The following is a 21,321-nucleotide window of genomic DNA, read 5'->3' as shown; positions in this document are numbered from 1 at the left end:
CAGGCTCACTCCTACAGAAAATCACAAGAACAATGGAGACCGTTATATGACGTGGACCGCCCTGACCCAACACCGCGCCCGACTCGGTGAAGGCCCGTTCTGGGACGCACCGACGCAGGCGTTGTACTGGGTGGACATCGCCGGCAAACAGGCCCTGCGCCTTATCGGCCAGAACGTGCAGATCTGGCAGATGCCCGAACACGTTTCCGCCTTCATCCCCTGCGCCAGCGGCGATGCACTGGTGACCCTGAGCAGCGGCGTCTATCGCCTCGACCTCGATTCCCCGGGCCTAGAACCACGCCTGACGCTGTTCTGCGTCGCCGACCCGCAACCGGGCAATCGCCCCAACGAAGCGCGTTGCGATGCTCAGGGGCGACTGTGGCTCGGCACCATGCAAAACAACATCGGCGAGCAGGGCGAAGATCTGCCGATCACCCAGCGCTCCGGTGGCCTGTTCCGCATTGATCCGGATAAACGGGTCACGCCATTGCTGCGCGGCCTGGGCATTCCCAACACGCTGCTGTGGAGCGACGACGGCACCACAGTCCTGTTCGGTGACAGTCTCGATGACACGCTGTATCGCTATTTTATTCACGCCGACGGCAACCTTGATGTGGCCACTCCCTGGTACGGCCCTGATCAGAACGGTGGCCCGGACGGTTCAGCAATGGATGCCGAAGGCTACGTGTGGAATGCCCGCTGGGACGGCAGCTGCCTGCTGCGCCTGACGCCTGACGGCAAGGTCGACCGCAGGATCGATCTGCCAGTCAGCCGCCCGACCAGTTGTGTGTTCGGCGGTGAAGACCTGAAAACCCTGTACATCACCAGCGCCAAGAGTCCGCACAACCATCCGCTGGATGGCGCGGTGCTGTCGATGCGCGTGGATGTCGCAGGAAAACTCTGTACACGGTTTGCCAGTTAAATCCCAAAATATGGGATGCAAAATTATATATTGAGATTATTCGGCAGTCGGGTTTATAGTCGGCTCCAGCAGTAACACGCACTCACACTTAAAAAAACAAAACAGGTGAAGTGATGCAGCGAATGTCTATCGCACTCCCGTGTGGAGTCCGCGTCTCGCAACGGCCCCAAGCTGTCGCGTGCGCTTGCCTGTTTCGTTCCAACCGCCTTCCAGACCGGACATCGGCAGATGCCCGGTTTTTTTGTGCTTGCGAAACAGGAGTCCTGATCCATGGCTGAACCTCTTTCCCTGCCGCCGGTGCCCGCACCGCCGAAGGGCGAGCGTCTGAAAAACAAGGTCGTGCTGCTGACCGGCGCCGCGCAAGGCATCGGCGAAGCCATTGTTGCGGCGTTCGCCTCGCAGCAAGCGAAACTGGTGATCAGTGATATTCAGGCGGAAAAAGTCGAAACGGTGGCCGTGCACTGGCGTGAGCAAGGTTACGACGTGCAAGCGCTGAAGGCGGATGTCTCGCATCAGCCCGACCTGCATGCCATGGCCAAACGCGCCGTTGAGCTGCACGGGCGCATCGATGTGCTGGTCAACTGCGCCGGGGTCAACGTGTTCCGTGATCCGCTGGCCATGACCGAAGAAGACTGGCGTCGCTGCTTCGCCATTGATCTGGACGGCGCCTGGTTTGGTTGCAAGGCAGTGCTGCCGCAGATGATCGAGCAGGGCGTCGGCAGCATCATCAATATCGCCTCGACCCATTCCAGCCACATCATTCCCGGTTGCTTTCCGTACCCGGTGGCCAAACACGGTTTGCTCGGCCTGACCCGCGCGCTCGGCATCGAGTACGCCGCGAAGGGCATCCGCGTCAACGCTATCGCCCCGGGCTATATCGAGACGCAGTTGAACGTCGACTACTGGAACGGATTCGCCGACCCGCACGCCGAGCGTCAGCGCGCCTTCGATCTGCACCCGCCGAAACGCATCGGTCAGCCGCTCGAAGTGGCAATGACGGCGGTGTTTCTGGCCAGTGATGAAGCGCCGTTCATCAATGCTTCATGCATCACCATCGATGGTGGTCGCTCGGTGATGTACCACGACTGAGCACAGTGGCTTTCACGGGGATAAATCCGTGTGAAATCCAATCATCATACGATATGACTATTTTCAACAGGCATTGCAGGAACACGCTTTAACGCTTTTCAAACATTGCTCAAAAAAATAACAAGGAGTCAGCTTATGAAACGTCGTTTCGGGATTCGTACCCTGTGCAGTACCGCCCTGGCGGTCACCGCGTTCAGCCTGAGCAGTGCGCTGCTCGCTGCCGACACCGTGAAAATCGGTTTTCTGGTCAAGCAGGCGGAAGAACCGTGGTTCCAGACCGAATGGGCCTTCGCCGAGAAAGCCGCCAAGGACAAGGGCTTTGAACTGATCAAGATTGCCGTGCCGGACGGTGAGAAAACCCTCTCGGCGATCGACAGTCTTGCTGCCAACGGTGCCAAGGGCTTCGTGATTTGCCCGCCGGACGTCTCGCTCGGCCCGGCAATCATGGCCAAGGCCAAACTCAACGACCTGAAAGTGATTGCCGTCGATGACCGTTTCGTCGACGCCAACGGCAAGTTCATGGAAGACGTGCCGTACCTCGGCATGGCCGCGTTTGAAGTCGGCCAGAAACAGGGCAACGCCATGGTCGCCGAAGCGAAGAAACGTAACTGGGACTGGAAAGACACCTACGCGGTCGTCAACACCTACAACGAACTCGACACCGGCAAGAAGCGCACCGACGGTTCGGTGAAATCCCTCGAGGACGCCGGGATGCCGAAGGATCACATTCTGTTTGCCGCACTGAAAACCCTCGACGTACCGGGCAGCATGGACGCCACCAACTCGGCGCTGGTGAAACTGCCGAGCGGCGCAAAAAACCTAATCATCGGCGGTATGAACGACAACACCGTGCTCGGCGGCGTGCGCGCCACCGAAGCCGCCGGGTTTGCTGCGGCCAACGTGATCGGCATCGGCATCAACGGCACCGACGCCATCGGCGAACTGAAAAAGCCTAACAGCGGCTTCTTCGGCTCGATGCTGCCAAGCCCGCACATCGAAGGCTACAAGACTGCCGAGATGATGTACGAGTGGGTCACCACCGGCAAAGAACCGCCGAAGTACACCGCGATGGACGACGTCACCCTGATCACCCGCGAGAACTTCAAGCAAGAGCTGGAAAAAATCGGCCTGTGGAACTGACGCAGTGGCGGCCCGGGCAGCCGGGCCGTTTTTCGGTGTGAAGAGGTGGCTTTATGCACGCGCAAGTACAAACACAAGAACAACACGGTGCCAGCGGCAGCCTGCGCTTCAACGGGATCGGCAAAACCTTTCCCGGGGTGAAGGCGCTGGACGCTATCAGCTTTGTCGCCCATCCCGGTCAGGTTCACGCCTTGATGGGCGAGAACGGCGCTGGCAAATCGACCCTGCTGAAAATCCTCGGCGGTGCTTACATCCCGAGCAGCGGCGAGTTGCAGATCGGCGAGCAGACCATGGCGTTCAAGTCGACCGCTGACAGCATCGGCAGCGGCGTCGCGGTGATTCACCAGGAGTTGCATCTGGTGCCGGAAATGACCGTCGCCGAAAACCTGTTTCTCGGCCATCTGCCGGCCAGTTTCGGTTTGATCAATCGCGGTGTCCTGCGTCAGCAAGCGTTGAACTGCCTCAAAGGCCTGGCCGACGAAATCGATCCGCAGACCAAGGTCGGGCGCTTGTCCCTCGGCCAGCGGCAACTGGTGGAAATCGCCAAGGCGCTGTCGCGCGGCGCCCACGTCATCGCTTTCGACGAGCCGACCAGCAGCCTTTCGGCCCGTGAGATCGACCGCTTGATGGCGATCATCGGACGCCTGCGTGACGAGGGCAAAGTCGTGCTCTACGTTTCCCACCGCATGGAAGAAGTGTTCCGCATCTGTGACGCCGTGACGGTGTTCAAGGACGGTCGCTACGTGCGCACCTTCGACGACATGAGCCAGTTGACCCACGATCAACTGGTGACCTGCATGGTCGGTCGCGACATTCAGGACATCTACGATTATCGCCATCGACCACGCGGTGCCGTCGCGCTGAAGGTTGATGGTTTGCTCGGCCCGGGTCTGCGCGAGCCGATCAGTTTCGAAGCGCACAAAGGTGAAATCCTTGGCCTGTTCGGATTGGTCGGGGCAGGGCGCACCGAGCTGTTTCGCCTGCTCAGCGGGCTGGAACGCAACACCGCCGGACGCCTCGAATTGCGCGGTCACGAACTGAAACTGCGCTCACCGCGCGACGCGATTGCTGCGGGCATTCTGCTCTGCCCGGAAGATCGCAAGAAGGAAGGCATCATCCCGCTGGCCAGCGTCGCCGAAAACATCAACATCAGCGCACGCGGCGCTCATTCCGGCCTCGGTTGCCTGATTCGTGGTCTGTGGGAAAAGGGCAACGCCGACAAACAGATCAAAGCGCTGAAAGTGAAAACCCCGCACGCCGGCCAGCAGATCAAATTCCTCTCCGGCGGCAATCAGCAGAAGGCCATTCTCGGTCGCTGGCTGTCGATGCCGATGAAGGTCCTGCTGCTCGACGAACCGACGCGCGGCATCGACATCGGTGCCAAAGCCGAGATTTACCAGATCATCCATAACCTCGCCGCCGACGGCATTTCGGTGATCGTGGTGTCCAGCGATCTGATGGAAGTGATGGGTATTTCCGACCGCATTCTGGTGCTCTGCGAAGGCGCCCTGCGCGGCGAAATCGGCCGCGATCAGGCCAATGAATCCAACCTGCTGCAACTGGCTTTGCCGCGCCACCGCGCTGACGGCGTGGCGAACTGAGAGGTGACTATGATGACAACCCAAAATGAAACCCTGCCGAAAGAGCGCAAGCCGCTGGACATGCGACGCTTCCTTGATGACTGGGTCATGTTGCTGGCGGCTGTGGGCATATTCGTTGCCTGCACGCTGCTGATCGACAACTTTCTTTCGCCGCTGAACATGCGTGGCCTGGGCTTGGCGATTTCCACCACCGGGATTGCCGCGTGCACGATGTTGTACTGCCTGGCGTCGGGGCATTTCGACCTGTCGGTGGGCTCGGTGATTGCCTGCGCCGGGGTGGTTGCGGCGGTGGTGATGCGTGACACCAATAGCGTGTTTCTCGGTGTCAGCGCGGCGCTGGTGATGGGCCTGATTGTCGGGTTGATCAACGGGATCGTGATTGCCAAGTTGCGCGTCAATGCGTTGATCACGACGTTGGCGACCATGCAGATTGTTCGCGGTCTGGCTTACATTTTTGCCAACGGCAAAGCAGTGGGCGTGTCGCAGGAATCGTTCTTCGTTTTCGGCAATGGCCAGTTGTTTGGCGTGCCGGTGCCGATTCTGATCACCATTGTTTGCTTTCTGTTTTTTGGTTGGCTGTTGAATTACACCACCTACGGGCGCAACACCATGGCCATCGGTGGCAATCAGGAAGCGGCATTGTTGGCGGGTGTGAACGTTGACCGGACCAAGATCATTATCTTTGCCGTGCATGGTGTGATCGGTGCGTTGGCGGGGGTGATTCTGGCGTCGCGGATGACCTCGGGGCAGCCGATGATTGGTCAGGGATTTGAGCTGACGGTGATCTCGGCCTGCGTGTTGGGCGGGGTGTCGTTGAGCGGTGGGATCGGCATGATTCGGCATGTGATTGCCGGGGTGTTGATTTTGGCGATTATTGAGAATGCGATGAACTTGAAGAATATTGATACGTTTTATCAGTATGTGATTCGGGGTTCGATCCTGCTGCTGGCCGTAGTGATTGACCGTCTGAAGCAACGCTGAGTCAAGGCTACCCTCATCGGAACGCCGCCCGCCCAGCCCTCTCCCAGAGGGAGAGGGGAAAGGGAGCAGATCTCTTAGCTTTTCAAACCTGAGTTCGACTGGATATTTCAGGTCGATGTAATTGGAATAAACACCTCGATCAGTTCCCTCTCCCTCCGGGAGAGGGCTAGGGTGAGGGGCTTTTGATTCTCCCGCCTTTCGTCACTCTCCCCAAATATTCCTTGCCCGCCCGCACCCGTTTCGGGTATCAATTTGTACATGATTAGACAGGTACGATTTGACAAGAAACAACGGGTGGTCGACGAACTCGTCCGGCGCATCGAAAGCGGCCTCATGGAGGACGGCTTTCTGTTGCCCGGCGAACATCAGTTGGCTCAAGAATTCCAAGTCAGCCGAGGCACGCTGCGCGAAGCGCTGGCCGAACTGAAACGGCGCAATTACATCGCCACGCAAAGCGGCGTCGGCTCCATCGTCACTTTCGACGGTGTCGCGCTCGACCAGCGCAGCGGCTGGGCGCAGGCGCTGGCCGACAGCGGCGCGCTGATCAATACCGAAGTGCTGCGTCTGGAAGCCGTGACCCGGCCCGATCTGCTCTCGCGGTTCGGCACTGACCAATTCATCACCCTCGACCGCCGTCGGCGCTCCAACGACGGCACGCTGGTCTCCCTCGAACGCTCTTTGATGCCGGCCACCGGCGGCCTGGAAAGCCTGCCGCGTGTCGGCCTGATCGACAATTCCCTGACCATCACCCTCGGCCGCTTACGGCTACATCGGCGAACGCGGTGATCAGTGGATCGGTGCCGAGCCGTTGAATGCCGAAGACGCCGAATTGCTCGGGCGCCCGGTCGGCACCGTTTTCCTCAAGGCGTTGCGTACCACCTACGATCGCCAGAACCGTTTCATGGAGCTGGTCGAAAGCCTGCTCGATCCGGTGCATTTCCGTTTGCACCTGCAATTTGGAGAATCGAAATGACCGCGCTCAACCGTGCCCTTGGTGCTTTCTATGGCCTGGCCCTCGGTGATGCACTGGGCATGCCGACGCAATCGCTGAACCGCGAAACGATCAAGACCCGCTTCGGCCAGATCACTGATCTGCAGGATGCCGGGCCACTGCAACCGATCGCCGCGAACATGCCCAAAGGCTCGATCACCGACGACACTGAACAAGCCATTCTGGTCGGTGAGTTGCTGGTCGAAGGCAAAGGCCGCATCGAACCGGCGATCCTCGCGCAACGCTTGATCGAGTGGGAAGCCGAGATGCAGACCAAGGGCTCGCAGGACTTGCTCGGGCCGTCGACCAAGCGCGCCATCGAAATGATCCTCGCCGGCCATTCGCCGGAAGAGGCCGGACGCTACGGCACCACCAACGGCGCGGCCATGCGCATTACGCCGGTAGGGATCGCGGCGGATGTTGCCGATCCTCAGCGGTTTATCGCAGCGGTGGTACAGGCCTGTCAGGTCACCCACAACACTACGTTGGGGATTTCCAGTGCGGCGGCGGTGGCAGCGGTGGTATCTGCCGGCATCAATGGCATGGACCTGGGCGAGGCGTTGAACCTCGGTCAGCAAATTGCTCTGCAAGCAGAAGCCCACGGGCACTGGGTGGCCGGTGGGCGCATTGCCTCGCGCATCAGTTGGGCGCGCACCATCAGTGTCGATAGCGACAAGGCTTTGCTGGCGGATCTGCTCTATGACGTGATCGGTACTTCGGTGGCGTCGCAGGAATCGGTGGTGGTCTCCTTTGCCCTGGCGCAGCAAGTGGCCGTCGGCGAGATGAGCGCGTTTGATGCGTTGTGCATGGCCGCCAGTCTTGGCGGTGACACTGACACCATCGCGGCGATTCTCGGCGCCATGCTCGGGGCCTGCCTGGGTCTTGAGAGCTGGCCAGTGCCGATGATCGACACGGTGAAGGCCGTCAATCATCTGGAGCTGGAGCCGTTGGTGCAGGGGCTGTTGGCCTTGCGCTGATTGGGCTGACGCCTTCGCGAGCAAGCTCGCTCCCACAGGTACGGCGTGATCCCTGTGGGAGCGAGCCTGCTCGCGAAAGCCGCACCGCGAATTTCGAATTTTTAACCCGCAATGGATCGCGCAGACAGGCCGAGGACGGCCGCGATGTCTTGTCGTTTTGCATCATTGCCACAACCACAAAAAAGGCAAACAGGAGCATCTTCATGAGTTCATCAAACGCCGCGCAGAGCGCCGGGCAACTGGAAACCCGCGGCATCGAACCGGTGCCGGAAGCCGAGTGCAACGGCCATCCGCTGCAACTGTTCTGGGTCTGGTTCGCCGCCAACATTTCCATCCTCGGTCTGCCGCTGGGCGCCACGCTGGTGGCGTTTCGCGGGCTGGCGATCTGGCAGGCGATCATCGTCGCAATCATCGGTGCTGCCGGTTCGTTCGCGGTGGTCGGGATCATCTCGATTGCCGGTCGCCGTGGCCGCGCACCGAGCCTGACCTTGTCGCGAGCGATCTTCGGCGTGCGCGGCAATATCGGCCCGACGCTGGTCTCGCTGATGTCGCGCCTGGGTTGGGAAACGGTCAACACCACCACCGCTGCATTTGTGCTGTTGTCGCTGTGCTCGATCCTGTTCGGCTCGCCAGTGGAAGCGAAAAGTGCGCCGATACTGACGTTGATCTTTATCGCGATTTTCGTCCTGCTGACTTTGTCAGTGTCCGGCCTCGGCCACGCGACCTTGCTGGTGATCCAGAAGTGGGCGACCTACGTGTTCGGCGCGCTGAATCTTCTGGTCGGCGGTTTCCTCTGCGCGACCATCGACTGGAGCGCGGTGTTCAATGCCACGCCCGCGCCGATGAGTGCAATGATCATCGGTATCGGCACCATGGCCGCCGGTACCGGCATTGGTTGGGCCAACGCTGGCGCCGACATGTCGCGCTATCAGCATCGCAGCGTCAAGGCTGTGCGACTGGTGGCGTCTGCCGCGTTCGGTGCGGGCATTCCGCTGGTGCTGCTGATCACTCTTGGCGGTCTGCTGTCGGTGGGCAACAACGACCTCGCCTCGGCGACTGACCCGATTGTTGCAATCCGCGACATGCTGCCAACGTGGATGGCCGTGCCGTACCTGATCACGGCGTTCGGTGGCTTGTTGCTGTCGAACAATCTGTCGGTGTACTCCGCCGGTCTGACCACGCTGACCCTTGGCCTGAAGGTCAAACGCGTCTACGCGGTGGTGGTCGATATCGTCGCGATCTTCGCCGGCTCAATCTACTTCATGCTGATCGCCGACAGTTTCTACGGCCCGTTCATTACCTTTATTTCCCTGCTGGCGGTGCCGATCACCGCGTGGGTCGGGATCTTCGTCGTTGACCTGATTCACCGTCATTACTACAGCCCGAAAGACCTGCTCGACGTCAGCCCGAGCAGTGCCTACTGGTATCACGGCGGTATCGAGTGGCGTGCGTTTGGCGCGTGGGCGATTGCCATCGTCCTTGGCTTCAGTTTCACCACCATTGGCACTACCGCTGAAAACGTCTGGTTCAAAGGCTTTTTGTCCGACTCGTGGCTGGGCCACAACGGCCTCGGCTGGATCGTGACGTTCGTGGTGGCCGGTGGCATTTACTTTGTCCTCGGCGGGGCGAAAGACCGTCGCGCCGCGCAAACCGAGAATGCTCATGCCTAAGATGTTGCACACCGGCCAGGTCATCATCGACCTGGTCATGGCCGTGGATAAGCTGCCGCAGGTTGGCGGCGACGTGCTGGCGCAGTCGGCGGGTTTCGAAGCGGGCGGCGGTTTCAATGTGATGGCGGCGGCCGTGCGCAATCGCCTGCCGGTGGTTTATCTCGGCCGCCATGGCACTGGGCGTTTCGGTGATCTGGCGCGTGAGGCGATGAATGCCGAGGGGATTCACATCGGCATTCGCCAGCCTGCGCAGCGCGACACAGGGTTGTGTGTGGCGCTGACCGATGCGTCGGCGGAGCGCAGTTTCATTTCCTACATCGGCGCTGAAGGTGAGGTGACGGCGGAGGATCTGAACAGCGTTGCGGTCGAGGCGGGCGATTACGTTTATCTCAGTGGCTACAGCCTGTTGCACGAAGGCAAAGCGCAGGCGTTGCTCGACTGGACATTGGCGTTACCGGAGTCGATCAACGTAGTGTTCGATCCGGGCCCGTTGGTGGAATCGCCGGACTCGCCGCTGATGCAGGCGTTGCTGCCGCGAATCGATGTGTGGACCAGCAACAGTGTTGAGGCGTTGCGCTTTACCGGGGCTGAGGACATTGGCGCAGCGCTGGATCGCCTCGCTGAGTACCTGCCCAAAGAGGTGCTGATGGTGGTGCGTGACGGGCCGCAGGGTTGCTGGATTCATCAGCGCGATGAGTGTCGGCATGTGCCCGGGTTTGCGGTTAAAGCGGTAGACAGCAATGGCGCCGGTGATGCCCATGCCGGGGTGTTCATTGCCGGATTGGCGCAGGGGTTGTCAGCGCATGAAGCGGCGCGGCGGGCGAACGCGGCAGCGGCTATTGCGGTGACGCGCTGGGGGCCGGCGACTTCGCCGGGAGCGGCAGAGGTGGATGCGTTTATCATTGATTCCGGCGGCGCATGATCCACCGCTTTCGCGAGCAGGCTCGCTCCCACAGGGGAAGTGTGAACGACATCGATCCAGTGTGGGAGCGAGCCTGCTCGCGAAGGGGCCGTCAATCTCACTCAATGTCAGCTGGCCTTGCGCAACGCCTCAATCAGCTCCTGCTTACGCATCGATGATCGTCCGGGAATCTGCTTCGCTCTAGCCTCTTTCATCAAGCTATCGACTGTCTGCTTATCCTTCGACGCCTTGCTGTTACGCGAATGCCCTTTACGACTGGCCACCGCACGCCGCGATGACTCTTTGCGATCTTCAGACTTTGCACTCGGCGGTTTCTTGCGTCCCGAACCGCCAGCCTTTTCGCCGCCGCCCGATTGCTTGTTGACCGTCGCCCAGGCGCGCGCCTCAGCCGCATCCTTCGACAGGCCTTTTTTCTCATAGCTATCTTCGATGTGCTCGGCTTTGCGCTTCTGTTCAGCGCTGTATTTGTCTTTGCTTCCACGAGGCATGGGACTTCTCCTCTTGTGTGCAGGTTCGACCGCTCGCCGCATCGGCAGCGAGCGACCTCAGGGCTACTGCAGATCCAGCTTGCGCGCCGCTTCAACGCCAGCCGCACTGAGCTTGATCGGCAGGTTCAACGAATGTTCGCCAGCCTCGTTGCAGGTCACATGCCCGTGGTGAATCAGTCCACGATCCTGCAAAGCGGCGAGGGCGCTGGCCACGACCTTCTCGCCCCGGTAATTGTCCAGCACCTCCTTGCCCAGTCCACTCGGATGGGCGTGCAGCAGGCGGGTGAGGACTTCTTTTTCCAGGTTTTTATCGACGTTCATGGTTACCTCTTCATTGGATTGAACAGGACGCTCGCGTCGGCGAACTACTGACCGGAGCCTTCGGAACCGGAGCCACCGGTGGTGGTTTTCGAGCCGATGCCGGGGCCCGCATTGTCTGGCGTGGCGGGGGCGTCGGGGGTGTTCATGCCGCCCTGCCGGCCCGGGTCGCTGCCCTGAGTGCGCGGGTCGGTGCCGGTGGCGGGAGGCTGATTGATCAAGGGCACTCCCGAGCCATCGGTATTCATACCGGGAGCACTGTTGATGGCGGGGGCGCGTGGCGGAGTCGGATCGGTAGGGCCGGTGCCCGCAGCGGTGGCGGATGCGGCGAAAACCGCAGGGCAGAGCAGGGCGCTGAATACGAAAGCGGTCAACCTTGACGGGATCATAGGGCTTCTCCAGTGATTGGAATCCTTACCTGTTGTTGGTCTGCCCAGTGATCGGATTGGTGCCTGATCAGCGACGAACGGTCTAGGTTGCCTGCGCGGCTTTCAGACTGATCCGCCGCCAGAGCAAGCGGCCAAGGGTAATCAGCCAGTTGGCCAACGCGACGATCAAGACCGTCAAAAGCAGTGTGCTCATGCCGTGCTCAACGATGGTTTTCCCGGCCAATAGCGGGAAACCAAACACGCCGATGAAGTACGAAAGACTGAACAGCAACAAGGCCTGCGATGTAGTACCGGCCGGTGCTTCGTTGGCCGCCAGGCCGTTGATCACCGAATAGGTCAGGCCATAACCGACGCCGAGCGTCAGCGCCGCTAACAGATAGCTGAATCCGCTGTGCACACCGAACGCGAACAGCACAATCGAACCCAGCATCAGCCCCGACAGCAGGCACGACGCGCGCAAAGGATCACGCTTGACGACATATCCGGCGATCAACATCCGACTGCTGATTGCCGCGCTCATGAAGCCGAGAAAAAATAACGAATAATCCAGCGAGCGGGCGGCGGCATAGCTGGTCTGAAAGCTCGACAATCCACCGAATACGCAACCGCCGAGACCAACCATGATGATCGGAAACAGCGCACGCGAGCCGAGCACTTGAGTGGTCGCTTGCCAGCTGATTTTTGCCGCTGTCGGGGTCTGCGTGCTTTTCAAACGAGCACCCAGCTGCCAGAACAGCAGCACCCCGATCAGGCTTGCCAGCGCCGCCAGATAAAACGCCGAGGTCACTGGCAAGCCCAGCGCACTCGCTGCCCGTCCGAGTAAAGGGCCGCTTCCGATCCCGGTCATCATGCTGCCCGACAGCAGCGCGAAGTACTTGGCGCGCTGCGCCGGGGTCACCAGACTGGCGACGATGATCGGCCCCAAGGTATAGAAAACGCCCCAGCCCAAACCCAGCAGCAAACCGAAAACCAATAACAGATGACCAAACCCCGGCGTCATCGCAAAGCCCAGACTCGCTGCTACCAGCAACAGACCAAACAGGGCAATCGAACGCGCCGCACCGAGCCAGTCCGACAGATGCCCGGACACCAGCACTGCGACAAACGTACTGAGCATCGCCGCCGAAATCACGCTGCCGGCATCGTGCTCATTGCCGCCGCGAGAACTGATCAACAGTGACAATAAAAACGTCGAGCCGTAAGACAGCGACAGCAGATAACTGGCGAGGCAGAACAGGCCGAACAACTTGCCTGAAACCTTGGGTGTTACTTGCGACATGAAGTGAATCCTTAAGCGGAAAAATTCAGCGTCATCTGTTTAACACGTCAGGCAGGCGGCTTAGGTCTGAGCTTGGCGAAGTCAGGATCACTGCACGCCGGAGTAATGCTCAAGCGAGGCCGATCTCTTCCTTGAACTGCTCCATGAATCCCTTCAGGCGCAGATGACGGACCTGCGCAAGACGCTGGCCGGCGGTGGTCTGGAAACCGTCGGCGAGGTGCAGCAGTTTGGTCTGGAAATGATCGAGGCAAAAACGCGTGTCATCGTAATCGCGTTGTTTCGCTTCGGGATCCTGCGGGTCGTAGAGCGCCGAACCCATGCGCCCGGCAATGTAGAAGGTACGGGCGACGCCGAGCATGCCCAAAGAGTCGAGGCGGTCAGCGTCCTGGACTATTTTCGCTTCGAGGGTGAGCGGGGTGATGTTGGCGGAGAAACTGTGGGCTTCGATGGCGTGGGCGACGGCGGCGATTTTTTCTTCGGACCAGTTCAGATCGGCAAGCACTGACGAAGCTTTATCTGCCGCCAGCCGCGAAGCCTGCGAACGCAGTGGCGAGTTCTTCTCGACGGCGACGCAATCGTGCAAGAGCACGGCGGCCAACAACACCTCAAGATCACCGCCTTCTTCTTCATGCAGCGTACGCACGTTGTGCCAGACCCGTTGCAGGTGGGCGAGGTCGTGAGCGCCGTCGTCGGACGGCTCGAGGGCGTGGGGCAACAGGGCTACTGCGAGTGCCTCTACGGGGGTAAAAAACGCTGGGTTCATGAGCATCCTTTCAGATTGTCGAAGTCCTTGTGGGAGCGAGCTTGCTCGCGAAGGCGTCCTTACAGTCACTTGCATTGTTGAATGACAGAATGCTTTCGCGAGCAGGCTCGCTCCCACAGGGAACTGCAGTGTTTGCAACATTGCGCAGGGTAGTGTGTGTTTTGCCATGTGACGAGCGCCGCTCACCACCTTAGTATGGCGTTTTCCTTTTTCCGACAAGGCCCGTCCATGACGATCGAAATCCGCCCGGCGACCCCCAGCGATGCCCCGCAAATCCTCGCCTTCATCACGGAACTCGCCGATTTCGAAAAGGCCCGTCACGAAGTCATCGCCAGCGTCGCCGACATCGAACGCAGCCTGTTCGGCGAAGGCGCCACCGCCCACGGCCTGATCTGCCTACGCGACGGTTTGCCAATCGGTTTCGCGGTGTTCTTCTTCAGCTATTCGACCTGGCTCGGCAGCAACTGCCTGTACCTCGAAGACCTCTACATCACCCCCGAACAACGCGGCGGCGGTGCTGGCAAAACCTTGTTGCGTCACTTGGCGAAAATCGCCTGCGATAACGACTGCGGCCGCTTCGAATGGAGCGTGCTCGACTGGAACACGCCGGCCATCGAATTCTACAAATCCCTCGGCGCACAACCCCAGGAAGAGTGGGTGCGCTACCGCATGGATGGCCAGGTCCTGCGTGAGTTTGCCGAGGGCTGATCACAATGATGGCATTGCGGTGCTAATTCGATTGTCGCCAACGCTCTAGTCCGGCATTCTACGCGCCATTTTTGCGCGCTCACGGACGACACCTGCAATGCCTCTGGCACAATTTCTGCACGCCCGTGGAGCCATCGCTGCGTCAATGAGTGACCAGCGATGAGCGGACTACGGGCGTCAATGCGTCTGTATGGCCTGGTGAAAAACTCAGGCTCCACCGACAACCCCACGCGTCAACCGGTCGACATTCTGTGCATGACAAATCGTACGGGCGGCAGCGCCATTCGCGCGTTCGTGTCACGCCTTGATGCCGAGTTGATGACCCGCAGCGCCGGGCTCGCCGAGTACCGCGTGATACCGCTGCGCACCTTCGATCCGACGGCGTTTATCGACGCCCATCAAGGCTGGCTGATGCTGCACATTTGCTGTGGTTTCGTCGCCCCTGCCGGGCATTCGCTGCTCAAGGACGGCGGGTTGATGCCGATGGGCTGGTACGTCTATTCCGAGATCGGCCAGTGGACGGCCCAGCATCATCTCGACCTCGGCGCACAAATGGCCGAACTGCTGCAATCGACTTACGAGCGTAATCACCTGCGCAACTACAACGCCTGGCTCAACGAACTCGACGACGCCTCGCCGGCCGAACTGGCATGGCAGGTAGACGAAGCCTGGCAGCATCTGCAATTCGCTACACCCCCGACAGCCGTGAACATTGCCACGCCCTGTTCGACCCCGTCGACAACCGCTGGCGCTTCGCCGCGACCGACATCGATATTCATCAGCCGCACCCGGAACCCCTGAAGCAAGGAGCTTTGAATTGAGTGGTAAACCCGCTGCACGCGTCACCGACCCGACCGCCTGCCCATTGCCAGGGCATGGCACCAACCCGATTGCCTCCGGCTCGCCGAACGTCTTCTTCGACGGCCTCGCCGCCGCGCGCATGACCGATAAATCGGCGTGTGGCAGTCCGATTACCGGAGCCGTTTCCGGCACCGTTTTTATCAACGGCTTGAATGCCGCCAAGCTCGACAGTACCGGAGGCCACGGCAATGTCGTGGTGGGTGGCTCGGGGACGGTGATTATCGGCCAGAGTGGCGGAGGGGCAGCGTTTAGTGGGCTGTTGCCGATGCCGGTGCATTTTACGGACAGGTTGCAAGTGGTGAATGAAGCAACTGGCGAGCCGGTGCCCGATCATCCCTATGTGATTCAACGGGGCGATGGCAGCATGGAACACGGAATCACCAATGAGCAGGGCTTTACTCATATGGTCAGCTCGCATTTGGCCGAAACAATCAAACTGTTTGTAGAGTGATCGAAATGGAAGTCGCAAACCCTGCACTCAAAGATTGCAAAAACGAGGTGGTGAGTCACGAGTTGACTTGCAAAACCGATCAGACTGTAAAAACCGTGGCAATCAAAATCAAAAAAATCGTCGTGTTTTTCATTGGCGGGGCTGGAGACAAGGAGCCGTATTATCAAGATCAACCACCTCACGGTAACGTAACCAGTGCGCAGGTTTTATTGCCTAAAAAATTCAGCGACGCGCAAATTGGAAAAATAAAGTCGGTGTACCTTAGTTATAAGGATGTGCGCGGCAAGAAAGACATAGAAAAGTATGTGCTGAGTTATCTGAAAGGTGATAAATCAATTTATATAAGTATCGTCGGTCACAGTCTGGGAGGATGGAACGGCGCTCATCTGACAGCCATACTCAAAGAACAGGGATTTACGGTGAAGTCCTTGGTCACGCTTGATCCTGTGGGCGGCGGACTGGGTGTCTGGCTGATTTCAGACATTTACGCCACCACCCCGAAGCCTGGTGCAGAGTACTGGATCAATATATTGGCTGCACCGGCGAAACCCAATCAGTCCGATGATGTCGCCGAGATGGGAGAACGCTGGGTTATGAGCTCGGGTCCTGATATCAATAAAGCGGTAGACACCAACCACGAAGATGCAGGCGTAATGTTCAAGGCGAGGATTCTTGGCGAACAGTCCGCATGTGATCTCATCGCTGAAAAAATGATCAAATACCTGGAGTCTTGACATGCGAGTGTTGCTTGCAGTTCTAGTTCTTTGTTTGTGTGCTTCGTGCGCAAAAAGAGTGCCATTACCAGAGACCGAAATTGAATTTGTTTCTGTTACCAAGCCTGGAGACAGTGCTCTTCTGGATGTTCGCTTCAGTTCAATGACTGATCTGTTGCGATTCTTCGAGATCAATGCCGGCCAACATCAGGTCGGCAATGCCTTGATCTGTTCATTGGATGAGAGTGGCTTCTTCGAAACAAAACAGGACCTGACCCGGTATCTCGAAGGGGAGGTCGTCGCGGTATTAAATGAATCTGCTGCGGGGCCATATGTGTATTCGGCTGAGGTCTCTGCGGTGCATACACCGGACGGTGGAACGCTGAGTACGTACTTCAATAAAAAACAACTGTTGATGGTATTGAGCGCGCGTCAGGTCGTGGCATGTAAGTTCAGGACAGCTGCCTACGCTTACGGTCCGTATTACTCAAAATCGATGAATATTCCTGCCAGTGTTTTCGTTCAGGCGATAGAGCGTCAGTAGTGATATTGATAACGGTGAATCACGGATCTGTTCGAGGAGGTTGGGTAGATGTAATCATCCCAAAATATGGGATGCAAAATTACATATTGAGATTTACCGTCTGAGAGGTCTATAGTCCGTCGCACTCACTGCCAAAAACAAAACAGGTGAAGCGATGCTGGCGCAATTGATCGCGCTCGACTGGGGTACGACCTCATTACGTGCTTACAAACTCGCGGCGGACGGTGTGGTGCTGGAGCAGCGCGCGCTGTCGTCCGGGATTATGCAGTTGCCCAAGACCCCGCGAATCATCAACGGTCGCGAATGCGCCGATGGTTTTGAACTGGCGTTCGACGAGGCGTGCGGCGACTGGCTCGATGCGCAGCCGGATCTGCCGGTGATTGCCTGCGGCATGGTTGGCAGCGCACAGGGCTGGCGTGAAGCGGCCTACTGCGAGACGCCGGCGAACGTCGCCAATCTCGGAAACTCCCTACAAACAATTGTCAGCCTGCGCGGCACCCGCGTGCATATCGTGCCGGGTGTGATTCAGCGTTCGCGCCTGCCGAATGTGATGCGCGGCGAAGAAACCCAGGTGCTTGGCGTGCTGCAGAATCTGCCGATTGAGGCGGGTGCTGATCTGTTGATCGGCCTGCCGGGCAGCCACTCGAAATGGGTGGATGTGGTCGATGGCTGCATCACTCACTTCGACACGTTTATGACCGGTGAAGTGTTCGCCGTGCTCAGTGAACACAGCATTCTCGGTCGTACCCTGAATCAAGGTGCGACGTTCGATGCTTTGGCGTTTGACCGTGGTGTGCAGGTTGCTCTGTCGGCGGACGGCGAACTCGGCGTGCTGTCGACGTTGTTCAGCGCCCGTACCCTGGGCTTGACCGGCGAACTCAGCCCGACCGAGCAGGCCGATTATCTGTCCGGCCTGATGATCGGCCATGAGCTGGCGGCGCTCGCCACGGTTCAGCGACGTCGTCGCAACAACACGAATCTTCCTTCGATCATCCTCATCGGCAACGCGCAGCTCTGTGCGCGCTACAGCCGCGCCCTCGATGCCTGCGGTTTCGCCAACGTGACGCTGGCCGAGCAGGCCACCGAGCGTGGTCTGTGGCAACTGGCGCAGGCCGCCGGACTGATCGATTCCTCATCCCGTTAACCCTGACTGGAGGCCTGACATGCTCAAGCAAGCACTGGCGCAAAACGGTCTGATCGCGATCCTGCGGGGCCTGCATCCGCAGGAAGCCGCCGCTGTCGGAGAAGTCCTGTATGCCGCCGGATTTCGCGTCATCGAAGTACCGCTCAATTCCCCTTCGCCGTACGAAAGTATCCGCATCCTGCGTAAGGCCCTGCCCGCCGATTGCCTGATCGGTGCCGGCACGGTGTTGACCCCGGCACAGGTCGAGCTGGTGAAAGAAGCCGGCGGCCAAGTGATTGTCATGCCGCACAGTGACGCCAAGGTCTTGCGTGCGGCGAAAGCGGCGGGGCTGTTTCTGTCGCCGGGTGTCGCCACGCCGACCGAGGCTTTCGCGGCACTGGAGGAGGGCGCGGACATTCTCAAGATGTTTCCGGCAGAGCAGATGGGCCCGGCGGTCGTCAAAGCCTGGCTCGCAGTGTTGCCGACGGGAACAGTACTGGCGCCGGTCGGCGGCATCACCCCGGACAATATGCAGGCGTTTATCGATGCCGGTGTAAAAGGTTTCGGCCTCGGTTCCGGACTGTTCAAACCGGGCATGACGCCGGAGCAAGTGGCGCTGAACGCCAAGGCCTACGTGGCTGCGTGGAAGGCCCTTCGCTAAGACTTTTTGGCGCTGTGTGCGCTGCATCTATAAGAGCTGCATTTACAAAAAGAGAGCAGAGATGAAAATCACCAAACTCACCACCTTCATCGTCCCGCCGCGCTGGTGCTTCCTCAAGGTCGAAACCGACGAAGGCGTGACCGGTTGGGGCGAACCCGTGGTTGAAGGGCGCGCGCATACCGTCGCGGCTGCCGTTGAAGAATTGTCCGATTACCTGATCGGCAAAGACCCACGCAATATCGAAGATATCTGGACCGTGCTCTATCGCGGCGGTTTCTACCGTGGCGGCGCGATTCACATGAGTGCGCTGGCCGGTATCGATCAGGCGTTGTGGGACATCAAGGGCAAGGCGCTCGGGGTGTCGGTCAGCGATCTGCTCGGTGGCCAAGTGCGCGACAAGATTCGCGTGTATTCGTGGATCGGTGGCGACCGTCCGGCCGACACCGCGCGTGCGGCGAAAGAGGCGGTGAACCGTGGTTTTACTGCGGTGAAAATGAACGGCACCGAAGAGCTGCAATTTCTCGACACCTTCGAAAAAGTCGATCTGGCGCTGGCCAACGTCGCCGCCGTGCGTGATGCGGTCGGGCCGAACGTTGGCATCGGCGTCGACTTCCATGGCCGCGTGCACAAGCCGATGGCCAAGGTGCTGATGAAGGAACTTGATCCGTACAAACTGATGTTTATCGAAGAACCGGTGCTCAGCGAAAACTACGAAGCGCTGAAAGAGCTCGCGCCGTTGACCAGCACGCCGATTGCTCTGGGTGAGCGGCTGTTTTCGCGTTGGGACTTTAAACGCGTGTTGAGCGAAGGTTACGTCGACATCATCCAGCCGGATGCCTCCCACGCGGGCGGCATCACCGAAACCCGCAAGATCGCCAACATGGCCGAGGCCTACGATGTGGCACTGGCGCTGCACTGCCCGTTGGGGCCGATTGCGCTGGCGGCGTGTTTGCAATTGGACGCGGCTTGTTACAACGCGTTTATCCAGGAGCAAAGCCTGGGCATCCATTACAACGAGAGCAACGATTTGCTCGACTACGTGAAGGATCCACGGGTGTTCGATTACGACAAAGGTTTCGTGAAGATTCCGAACGGCCCGGGGTTGGGCATTGAGATCAACGAAGAATATGTGATTGAGCGCGCAGCGGTCGGGCATCGCTGGCGCAACCCGATCTGGCGTCATGCCGATGGCAGTTTTGCCGAATGGTGAGTCGTCCCTGACACACCCGATGAGATCGTTCCCACGCTCTGCGTGGGAATGCCTCAATGGACGCTCTGCGTGCGCTTTTGGGACGCGGAGCGTCCCCGGCTGCATTCCCACGCGGAGCGTGGGAACGATCAGGCCTCAGGCCGACCTCAATAAACATAAAAAGAGGCTCTCCCCATGCAACCGCAAACCCTCACCGGGCAGGCGTCTTTAGTCACGCCTAGCCGCAAGCGGTTTTTCATCATGGTGTTGCTGTTTATCACCGTGGTCATCAACTACCTCGACCGCAGCAACCTGTCGATTGCCGCGCCGGCGCTGACCAGTGAGCTGGGCATCGATCCGATTCACGTCGGTCTGATTTTCTCCGCGTTCGGCTGGACTTACGCCGCGATGCAGATCCCCGGCGGCTGGCTGGTCGATCGCGTGCCGCCGCGCATTCTTTACAGCGTCGCGTTGCTGCTGTGGTCGATTGCCACGGTGATGCTCGGTTTCGCGGCCAGCTTCATTGCGCTGTTCGTGTTGCGCATGGCGGTCGGTGCACTGGAAGCGCCGGCTTATCCGATCAACAGTCGTGTGGTCACCACTTGGTTCCCCGAGCGTGAGCGCGCCACGGCCATCGGCTTCTACACCTCCGGACAATTTGTCGGCCTGGCATTTCTCACTCCGGTACTCGCTTGGCTGCAACATGAGTTCGGCTGGCACATGGTGTTCGTCGCCACCGGCGCCGTCGGCATTATCTGGGCGGCAATCTGGTACGCGGTCTATCGTGAGCCACGGGATTTCAAAGGTGCCAACGAAGCCGAAATCGACCTGATCCGCGAGGGCGGTGGTCTGGTCGATATTCAGCAAGAGTCCGCCAAGGTCAAAGCCAAATTCAGCTGGACCGATTTGGGCATCGTGCTGACCAAGCGCAAATTGTGGGGCATCTACCTCGGCCAGTTTTGCCTGAACTCGACGCTGTGGTTTTTCCTGACGTGGTTCCCGACCTATCTGGTGAAATATCGCGGCATGGACTTCATCAAGTCCGGCCTGCTGGCATCGCTGCCGTTTCTCGCTGCGTTCATTGGCGTGCTGTGCTCGGGATTCTTTTCCGACTTGCTGATCCGTCGCGGCTGCACGGTTGGTTTTGCGCGCAAGCTGCCGATCATTGGCGGGCTGCTGATTTCCACTTCGATCATTGGTGCCAATTTTGTTGAATCGACGCCGCTGGTGATTGCCTTTCTGGCGTTGGCATTTTTCGGCAACGGTCTGGCCTCGATCACCTGGTCGCTGGTGTCGACGCTGGCGCCGGCACGGTTGCTCGGGCTGACCGGCGGGGTGTTCAACTTCATCGGCAACCTGTCGGCGATCGCCACGCCGATCGTGATTGGCTTCCTTGCCAGCGGCGATTCGTTCGCGCCGGCGATCACCTACATCGCGGTGCTCGCCTTGGTCGGTGCGTTGTCCTATGTGCTGCTGGTCGGCAAGGTCGAGCGTATCGAGTTGTAGTGGTCTGCGTCGGGCGACCATAATGCCGCCCGTTC

The 21,321-nt window shown here is 59.4% G+C and carries 21 protein-coding genes and 2 pseudogenes; 18 read left to right on the top strand and 5 right to left on the bottom strand.

The window, feature by feature from the left end; all coding sequences use genetic code 11:
- The first annotated feature begins 46 nt into the window (after positions 1–46).
- The 9 genes and pseudogenes from AB4O11_RS00380 to AB4O11_RS00340 all read left to right on the top strand — a co-directional run bounded on the left by AB4O11_RS00380 (position 47) and on the right by AB4O11_RS00340 (position 10,293).
- Entirely contained in the window at positions 47–922 is an 876-nt protein-coding gene (locus AB4O11_RS00380) for an SMP-30/gluconolactonase/LRE family protein (protein WP_460129785.1), read from the top strand.
- Positions 923–1,192: 270 nt separating this feature from the next.
- Positions 1,193–2,011: an SDR family oxidoreductase gene (locus AB4O11_RS00375; protein ID WP_186620478.1), complete on the top strand. Its 819-nt coding sequence runs from the start codon at positions 1,193–1,195 to the stop codon at positions 2,009–2,011.
- A 135-nt stretch (positions 2,012–2,146) separates the two neighbouring features.
- On the top strand, positions 2,147–3,151 hold the full coding sequence (locus tag AB4O11_RS00370) for a substrate-binding domain-containing protein (RefSeq protein WP_095120568.1): 1,005 nt from the start codon (positions 2,147–2,149) through the stop codon (positions 3,149–3,151).
- Positions 3,152–3,204: 53 nt separating this feature from the next.
- Positions 3,205–4,752, top strand: coding sequence for an L-arabinose ABC transporter ATP-binding protein AraG (gene araG, locus AB4O11_RS00365; RefSeq protein ID WP_186620480.1), 1,548 nt, complete (start codon positions 3,205–3,207; stop codon positions 4,750–4,752).
- Between the two features lie 12 nt (positions 4,753–4,764).
- Positions 4,765–5,733 (top strand): L-arabinose ABC transporter permease AraH, encoded by a 969-nt coding sequence (gene araH / locus AB4O11_RS00360; protein WP_026000669.1) that lies wholly within the window; start codon positions 4,765–4,767, stop codon positions 5,731–5,733.
- Between the two features lie 258 nt (positions 5,734–5,991).
- Positions 5,992–6,706, top strand: a pseudogene (locus tag AB4O11_RS00355) (GntR family transcriptional regulator).
- Positions 6,703–7,701 (top strand): ADP-ribosylglycohydrolase family protein, encoded by a 999-nt coding sequence (locus tag AB4O11_RS00350; protein ID WP_460129782.1) that lies wholly within the window; start codon positions 6,703–6,705, stop codon positions 7,699–7,701. Before AB4O11_RS00355 ends, AB4O11_RS00350 begins: the two are co-directional and overlap by 4 nt.
- 203 nt (positions 7,702–7,904) lie before the next feature.
- Positions 7,905–9,371: a purine-cytosine permease family protein gene (locus AB4O11_RS00345; protein ID WP_460091888.1), complete on the top strand. Its 1,467-nt coding sequence runs from the start codon at positions 7,905–7,907 to the stop codon at positions 9,369–9,371.
- Positions 9,364–10,293 carry a PfkB family carbohydrate kinase gene (locus AB4O11_RS00340; RefSeq protein WP_460129777.1) on the top strand — a complete coding sequence of 310 codons (930 nt, stop codon included), beginning with the start codon at positions 9,364–9,366 and terminating at the stop codon, positions 10,291–10,293. The genes AB4O11_RS00345 and AB4O11_RS00340 overlap by 8 nt, the downstream gene beginning before the upstream one ends.
- A gap of 107 nt (positions 10,294–10,400) precedes the next feature.
- On the opposite strand, the gene AB4O11_RS00335 is transcribed toward AB4O11_RS00340, so the two are convergent.
- From AB4O11_RS00335 to AB4O11_RS00315, 5 genes are all read right to left on the bottom strand, one after another.
- Positions 10,401–10,781 (bottom strand): Rho termination factor N-terminal domain-containing protein, encoded by a 381-nt coding sequence (locus AB4O11_RS00335; protein WP_460129774.1) that lies wholly within the window; start codon positions 10,779–10,781, stop codon positions 10,401–10,403.
- Between the two features lie 63 nt (positions 10,782–10,844).
- Entirely contained in the window at positions 10,845–11,102 is a 258-nt protein-coding gene (locus AB4O11_RS00330; protein WP_016986009.1) for a hypothetical protein, read from the bottom strand.
- Between the two features lie 44 nt (positions 11,103–11,146).
- A complete protein-coding gene (locus AB4O11_RS00325; protein ID WP_008085503.1) occupies positions 11,147–11,488 on the bottom strand; it encodes a hypothetical protein in 342 nt (113 codons plus the stop codon).
- 82 nt (positions 11,489–11,570) lie between these two features.
- Positions 11,571–12,767 (bottom strand): MFS transporter, encoded by a 1,197-nt coding sequence (locus AB4O11_RS00320; protein WP_460129771.1) that lies wholly within the window; start codon positions 12,765–12,767, stop codon positions 11,571–11,573.
- 109 nt (positions 12,768–12,876) lie between these two features.
- Complete coding sequence (locus AB4O11_RS00315) at positions 12,877–13,530, bottom strand: HD domain-containing protein (protein ID WP_460129768.1); 654 nt, start codon at positions 13,528–13,530, stop codon at positions 12,877–12,879.
- 228 nt (positions 13,531–13,758) lie between these two features.
- Here AB4O11_RS00315 and AB4O11_RS00310 point away from each other — a divergent pair, with 228 nt between their 5' ends.
- The 9 genes and pseudogenes from AB4O11_RS00310 to AB4O11_RS00270 all read left to right on the top strand — a co-directional run bounded on the left by AB4O11_RS00310 (position 13,759) and on the right by AB4O11_RS00270 (position 21,286).
- Positions 13,759–14,238 (top strand): GNAT family N-acetyltransferase, encoded by a 480-nt coding sequence (locus AB4O11_RS00310; RefSeq protein WP_007908312.1) that lies wholly within the window; start codon positions 13,759–13,761, stop codon positions 14,236–14,238.
- Positions 14,239–14,397: 159 nt separating this feature from the next.
- Positions 14,398–15,059 (top strand): annotated as a pseudogene (locus tag AB4O11_RS00305) (hypothetical protein).
- Entirely contained in the window at positions 15,056–15,550 is a 495-nt protein-coding gene (locus AB4O11_RS00300; protein WP_460129765.1) for a PAAR domain-containing protein, read from the top strand. The pseudogene AB4O11_RS00305 and the gene AB4O11_RS00300 overlap by 4 nt, the downstream one beginning before the upstream one ends.
- A gap of 5 nt (positions 15,551–15,555) precedes the next feature.
- Positions 15,556–16,284 carry an alpha/beta hydrolase family protein gene (locus AB4O11_RS00295; protein WP_093435371.1) on the top strand — a complete coding sequence of 243 codons (729 nt, stop codon included), beginning with the start codon at positions 15,556–15,558 and terminating at the stop codon, positions 16,282–16,284.
- 1 nt (position 16,285) lies between these two features.
- Positions 16,286–16,807, top strand: a complete 522-nt coding sequence (locus tag AB4O11_RS00290; protein WP_093435370.1) for a hypothetical protein — start codon at positions 16,286–16,288, stop codon at positions 16,805–16,807.
- A 154-nt stretch (positions 16,808–16,961) separates the two neighbouring features.
- Positions 16,962–17,951 (top strand): 2-dehydro-3-deoxygalactonokinase, encoded by a 990-nt coding sequence (locus AB4O11_RS00285; RefSeq protein ID WP_460129762.1) that lies wholly within the window; start codon positions 16,962–16,964, stop codon positions 17,949–17,951.
- A 19-nt stretch (positions 17,952–17,970) separates the two neighbouring features.
- Positions 17,971–18,591: a 2-dehydro-3-deoxy-6-phosphogalactonate aldolase gene (locus tag AB4O11_RS00280; protein WP_460091878.1), complete on the top strand. Its 621-nt coding sequence runs from the start codon at positions 17,971–17,973 to the stop codon at positions 18,589–18,591.
- Positions 18,592–18,652: 61 nt separating this feature from the next.
- Positions 18,653–19,801 (top strand): galactonate dehydratase, encoded by a 1,149-nt coding sequence (gene dgoD, locus AB4O11_RS00275; RefSeq protein WP_095112897.1) that lies wholly within the window; start codon positions 18,653–18,655, stop codon positions 19,799–19,801.
- 174 nt (positions 19,802–19,975) lie between these two features.
- Positions 19,976–21,286, top strand: coding sequence for an MFS transporter (locus tag AB4O11_RS00270; protein WP_093435366.1), 1,311 nt, complete (start codon positions 19,976–19,978; stop codon positions 21,284–21,286).
- The last annotated feature ends 35 nt before the right edge of the window (positions 21,287–21,321 follow it).

The organism is Pseudomonas sp. H1_D05 (assembly GCF_054682705.1).
The sequence above is the reverse complement of the archived record's forward strand: the minus strand, read 5'-3'. Positions and strand labels throughout refer to the sequence as shown.

Coding starts and splice junctions, on each gene's coding strand:
- AB4O11_RS00380 (WP_460129785.1), top strand. CDS start 47: ATGACGTGGACCGCCCTGACCCAACACCGCGCCCGACTCGGTGAAGGC.
- AB4O11_RS00375 (WP_186620478.1), top strand. CDS start 1,193: ATGGCTGAACCTCTTTCCCTGCCGCCGGTGCCCGCACCGCCGAAGGGC.
- AB4O11_RS00370 (WP_095120568.1), top strand. CDS start 2,147: ATGAAACGTCGTTTCGGGATTCGTACCCTGTGCAGTACCGCCCTGGCG.
- araG (WP_186620480.1), top strand. CDS start 3,205: ATGCACGCGCAAGTACAAACACAAGAACAACACGGTGCCAGCGGCAGC.
- araH (WP_026000669.1), top strand. CDS start 4,765: ATGACAACCCAAAATGAAACCCTGCCGAAAGAGCGCAAGCCGCTGGAC.
- AB4O11_RS00350 (WP_460129782.1), top strand. CDS start 6,703: ATGACCGCGCTCAACCGTGCCCTTGGTGCTTTCTATGGCCTGGCCCTC.
- AB4O11_RS00345 (WP_460091888.1), top strand. CDS start 7,905: ATGAGTTCATCAAACGCCGCGCAGAGCGCCGGGCAACTGGAAACCCGC.
- AB4O11_RS00340 (WP_460129777.1), top strand. CDS start 9,364: ATGCCTAAGATGTTGCACACCGGCCAGGTCATCATCGACCTGGTCATG.
- AB4O11_RS00335 (WP_460129774.1), bottom strand. CDS start 10,781: ATGCCTCGTGGAAGCAAAGACAAATACAGCGCTGAACAGAAGCGCAAA.
- AB4O11_RS00330 (WP_016986009.1), bottom strand. CDS start 11,102: ATGAACGTCGATAAAAACCTGGAAAAAGAAGTCCTCACCCGCCTGCTG.
- AB4O11_RS00325 (WP_008085503.1), bottom strand. CDS start 11,488: ATGATCCCGTCAAGGTTGACCGCTTTCGTATTCAGCGCCCTGCTCTGC.
- AB4O11_RS00320 (WP_460129771.1), bottom strand. CDS start 12,767: ATGTCGCAAGTAACACCCAAGGTTTCAGGCAAGTTGTTCGGCCTGTTC.
- AB4O11_RS00315 (WP_460129768.1), bottom strand. CDS start 13,530: ATGAACCCAGCGTTTTTTACCCCCGTAGAGGCACTCGCAGTAGCCCTG.
- AB4O11_RS00310 (WP_007908312.1), top strand. CDS start 13,759: ATGACGATCGAAATCCGCCCGGCGACCCCCAGCGATGCCCCGCAAATC.
- AB4O11_RS00295 (WP_093435371.1), top strand. CDS start 15,556: ATGGAAGTCGCAAACCCTGCACTCAAAGATTGCAAAAACGAGGTGGTG.
- AB4O11_RS00290 (WP_093435370.1), top strand. CDS start 16,286: ATGCGAGTGTTGCTTGCAGTTCTAGTTCTTTGTTTGTGTGCTTCGTGC.
- AB4O11_RS00285 (WP_460129762.1), top strand. CDS start 16,962: ATGCTGGCGCAATTGATCGCGCTCGACTGGGGTACGACCTCATTACGT.
- AB4O11_RS00280 (WP_460091878.1), top strand. CDS start 17,971: ATGCTCAAGCAAGCACTGGCGCAAAACGGTCTGATCGCGATCCTGCGG.
- dgoD (WP_095112897.1), top strand. CDS start 18,653: ATGAAAATCACCAAACTCACCACCTTCATCGTCCCGCCGCGCTGGTGC.
- AB4O11_RS00270 (WP_093435366.1), top strand. CDS start 19,976: ATGCAACCGCAAACCCTCACCGGGCAGGCGTCTTTAGTCACGCCTAGC.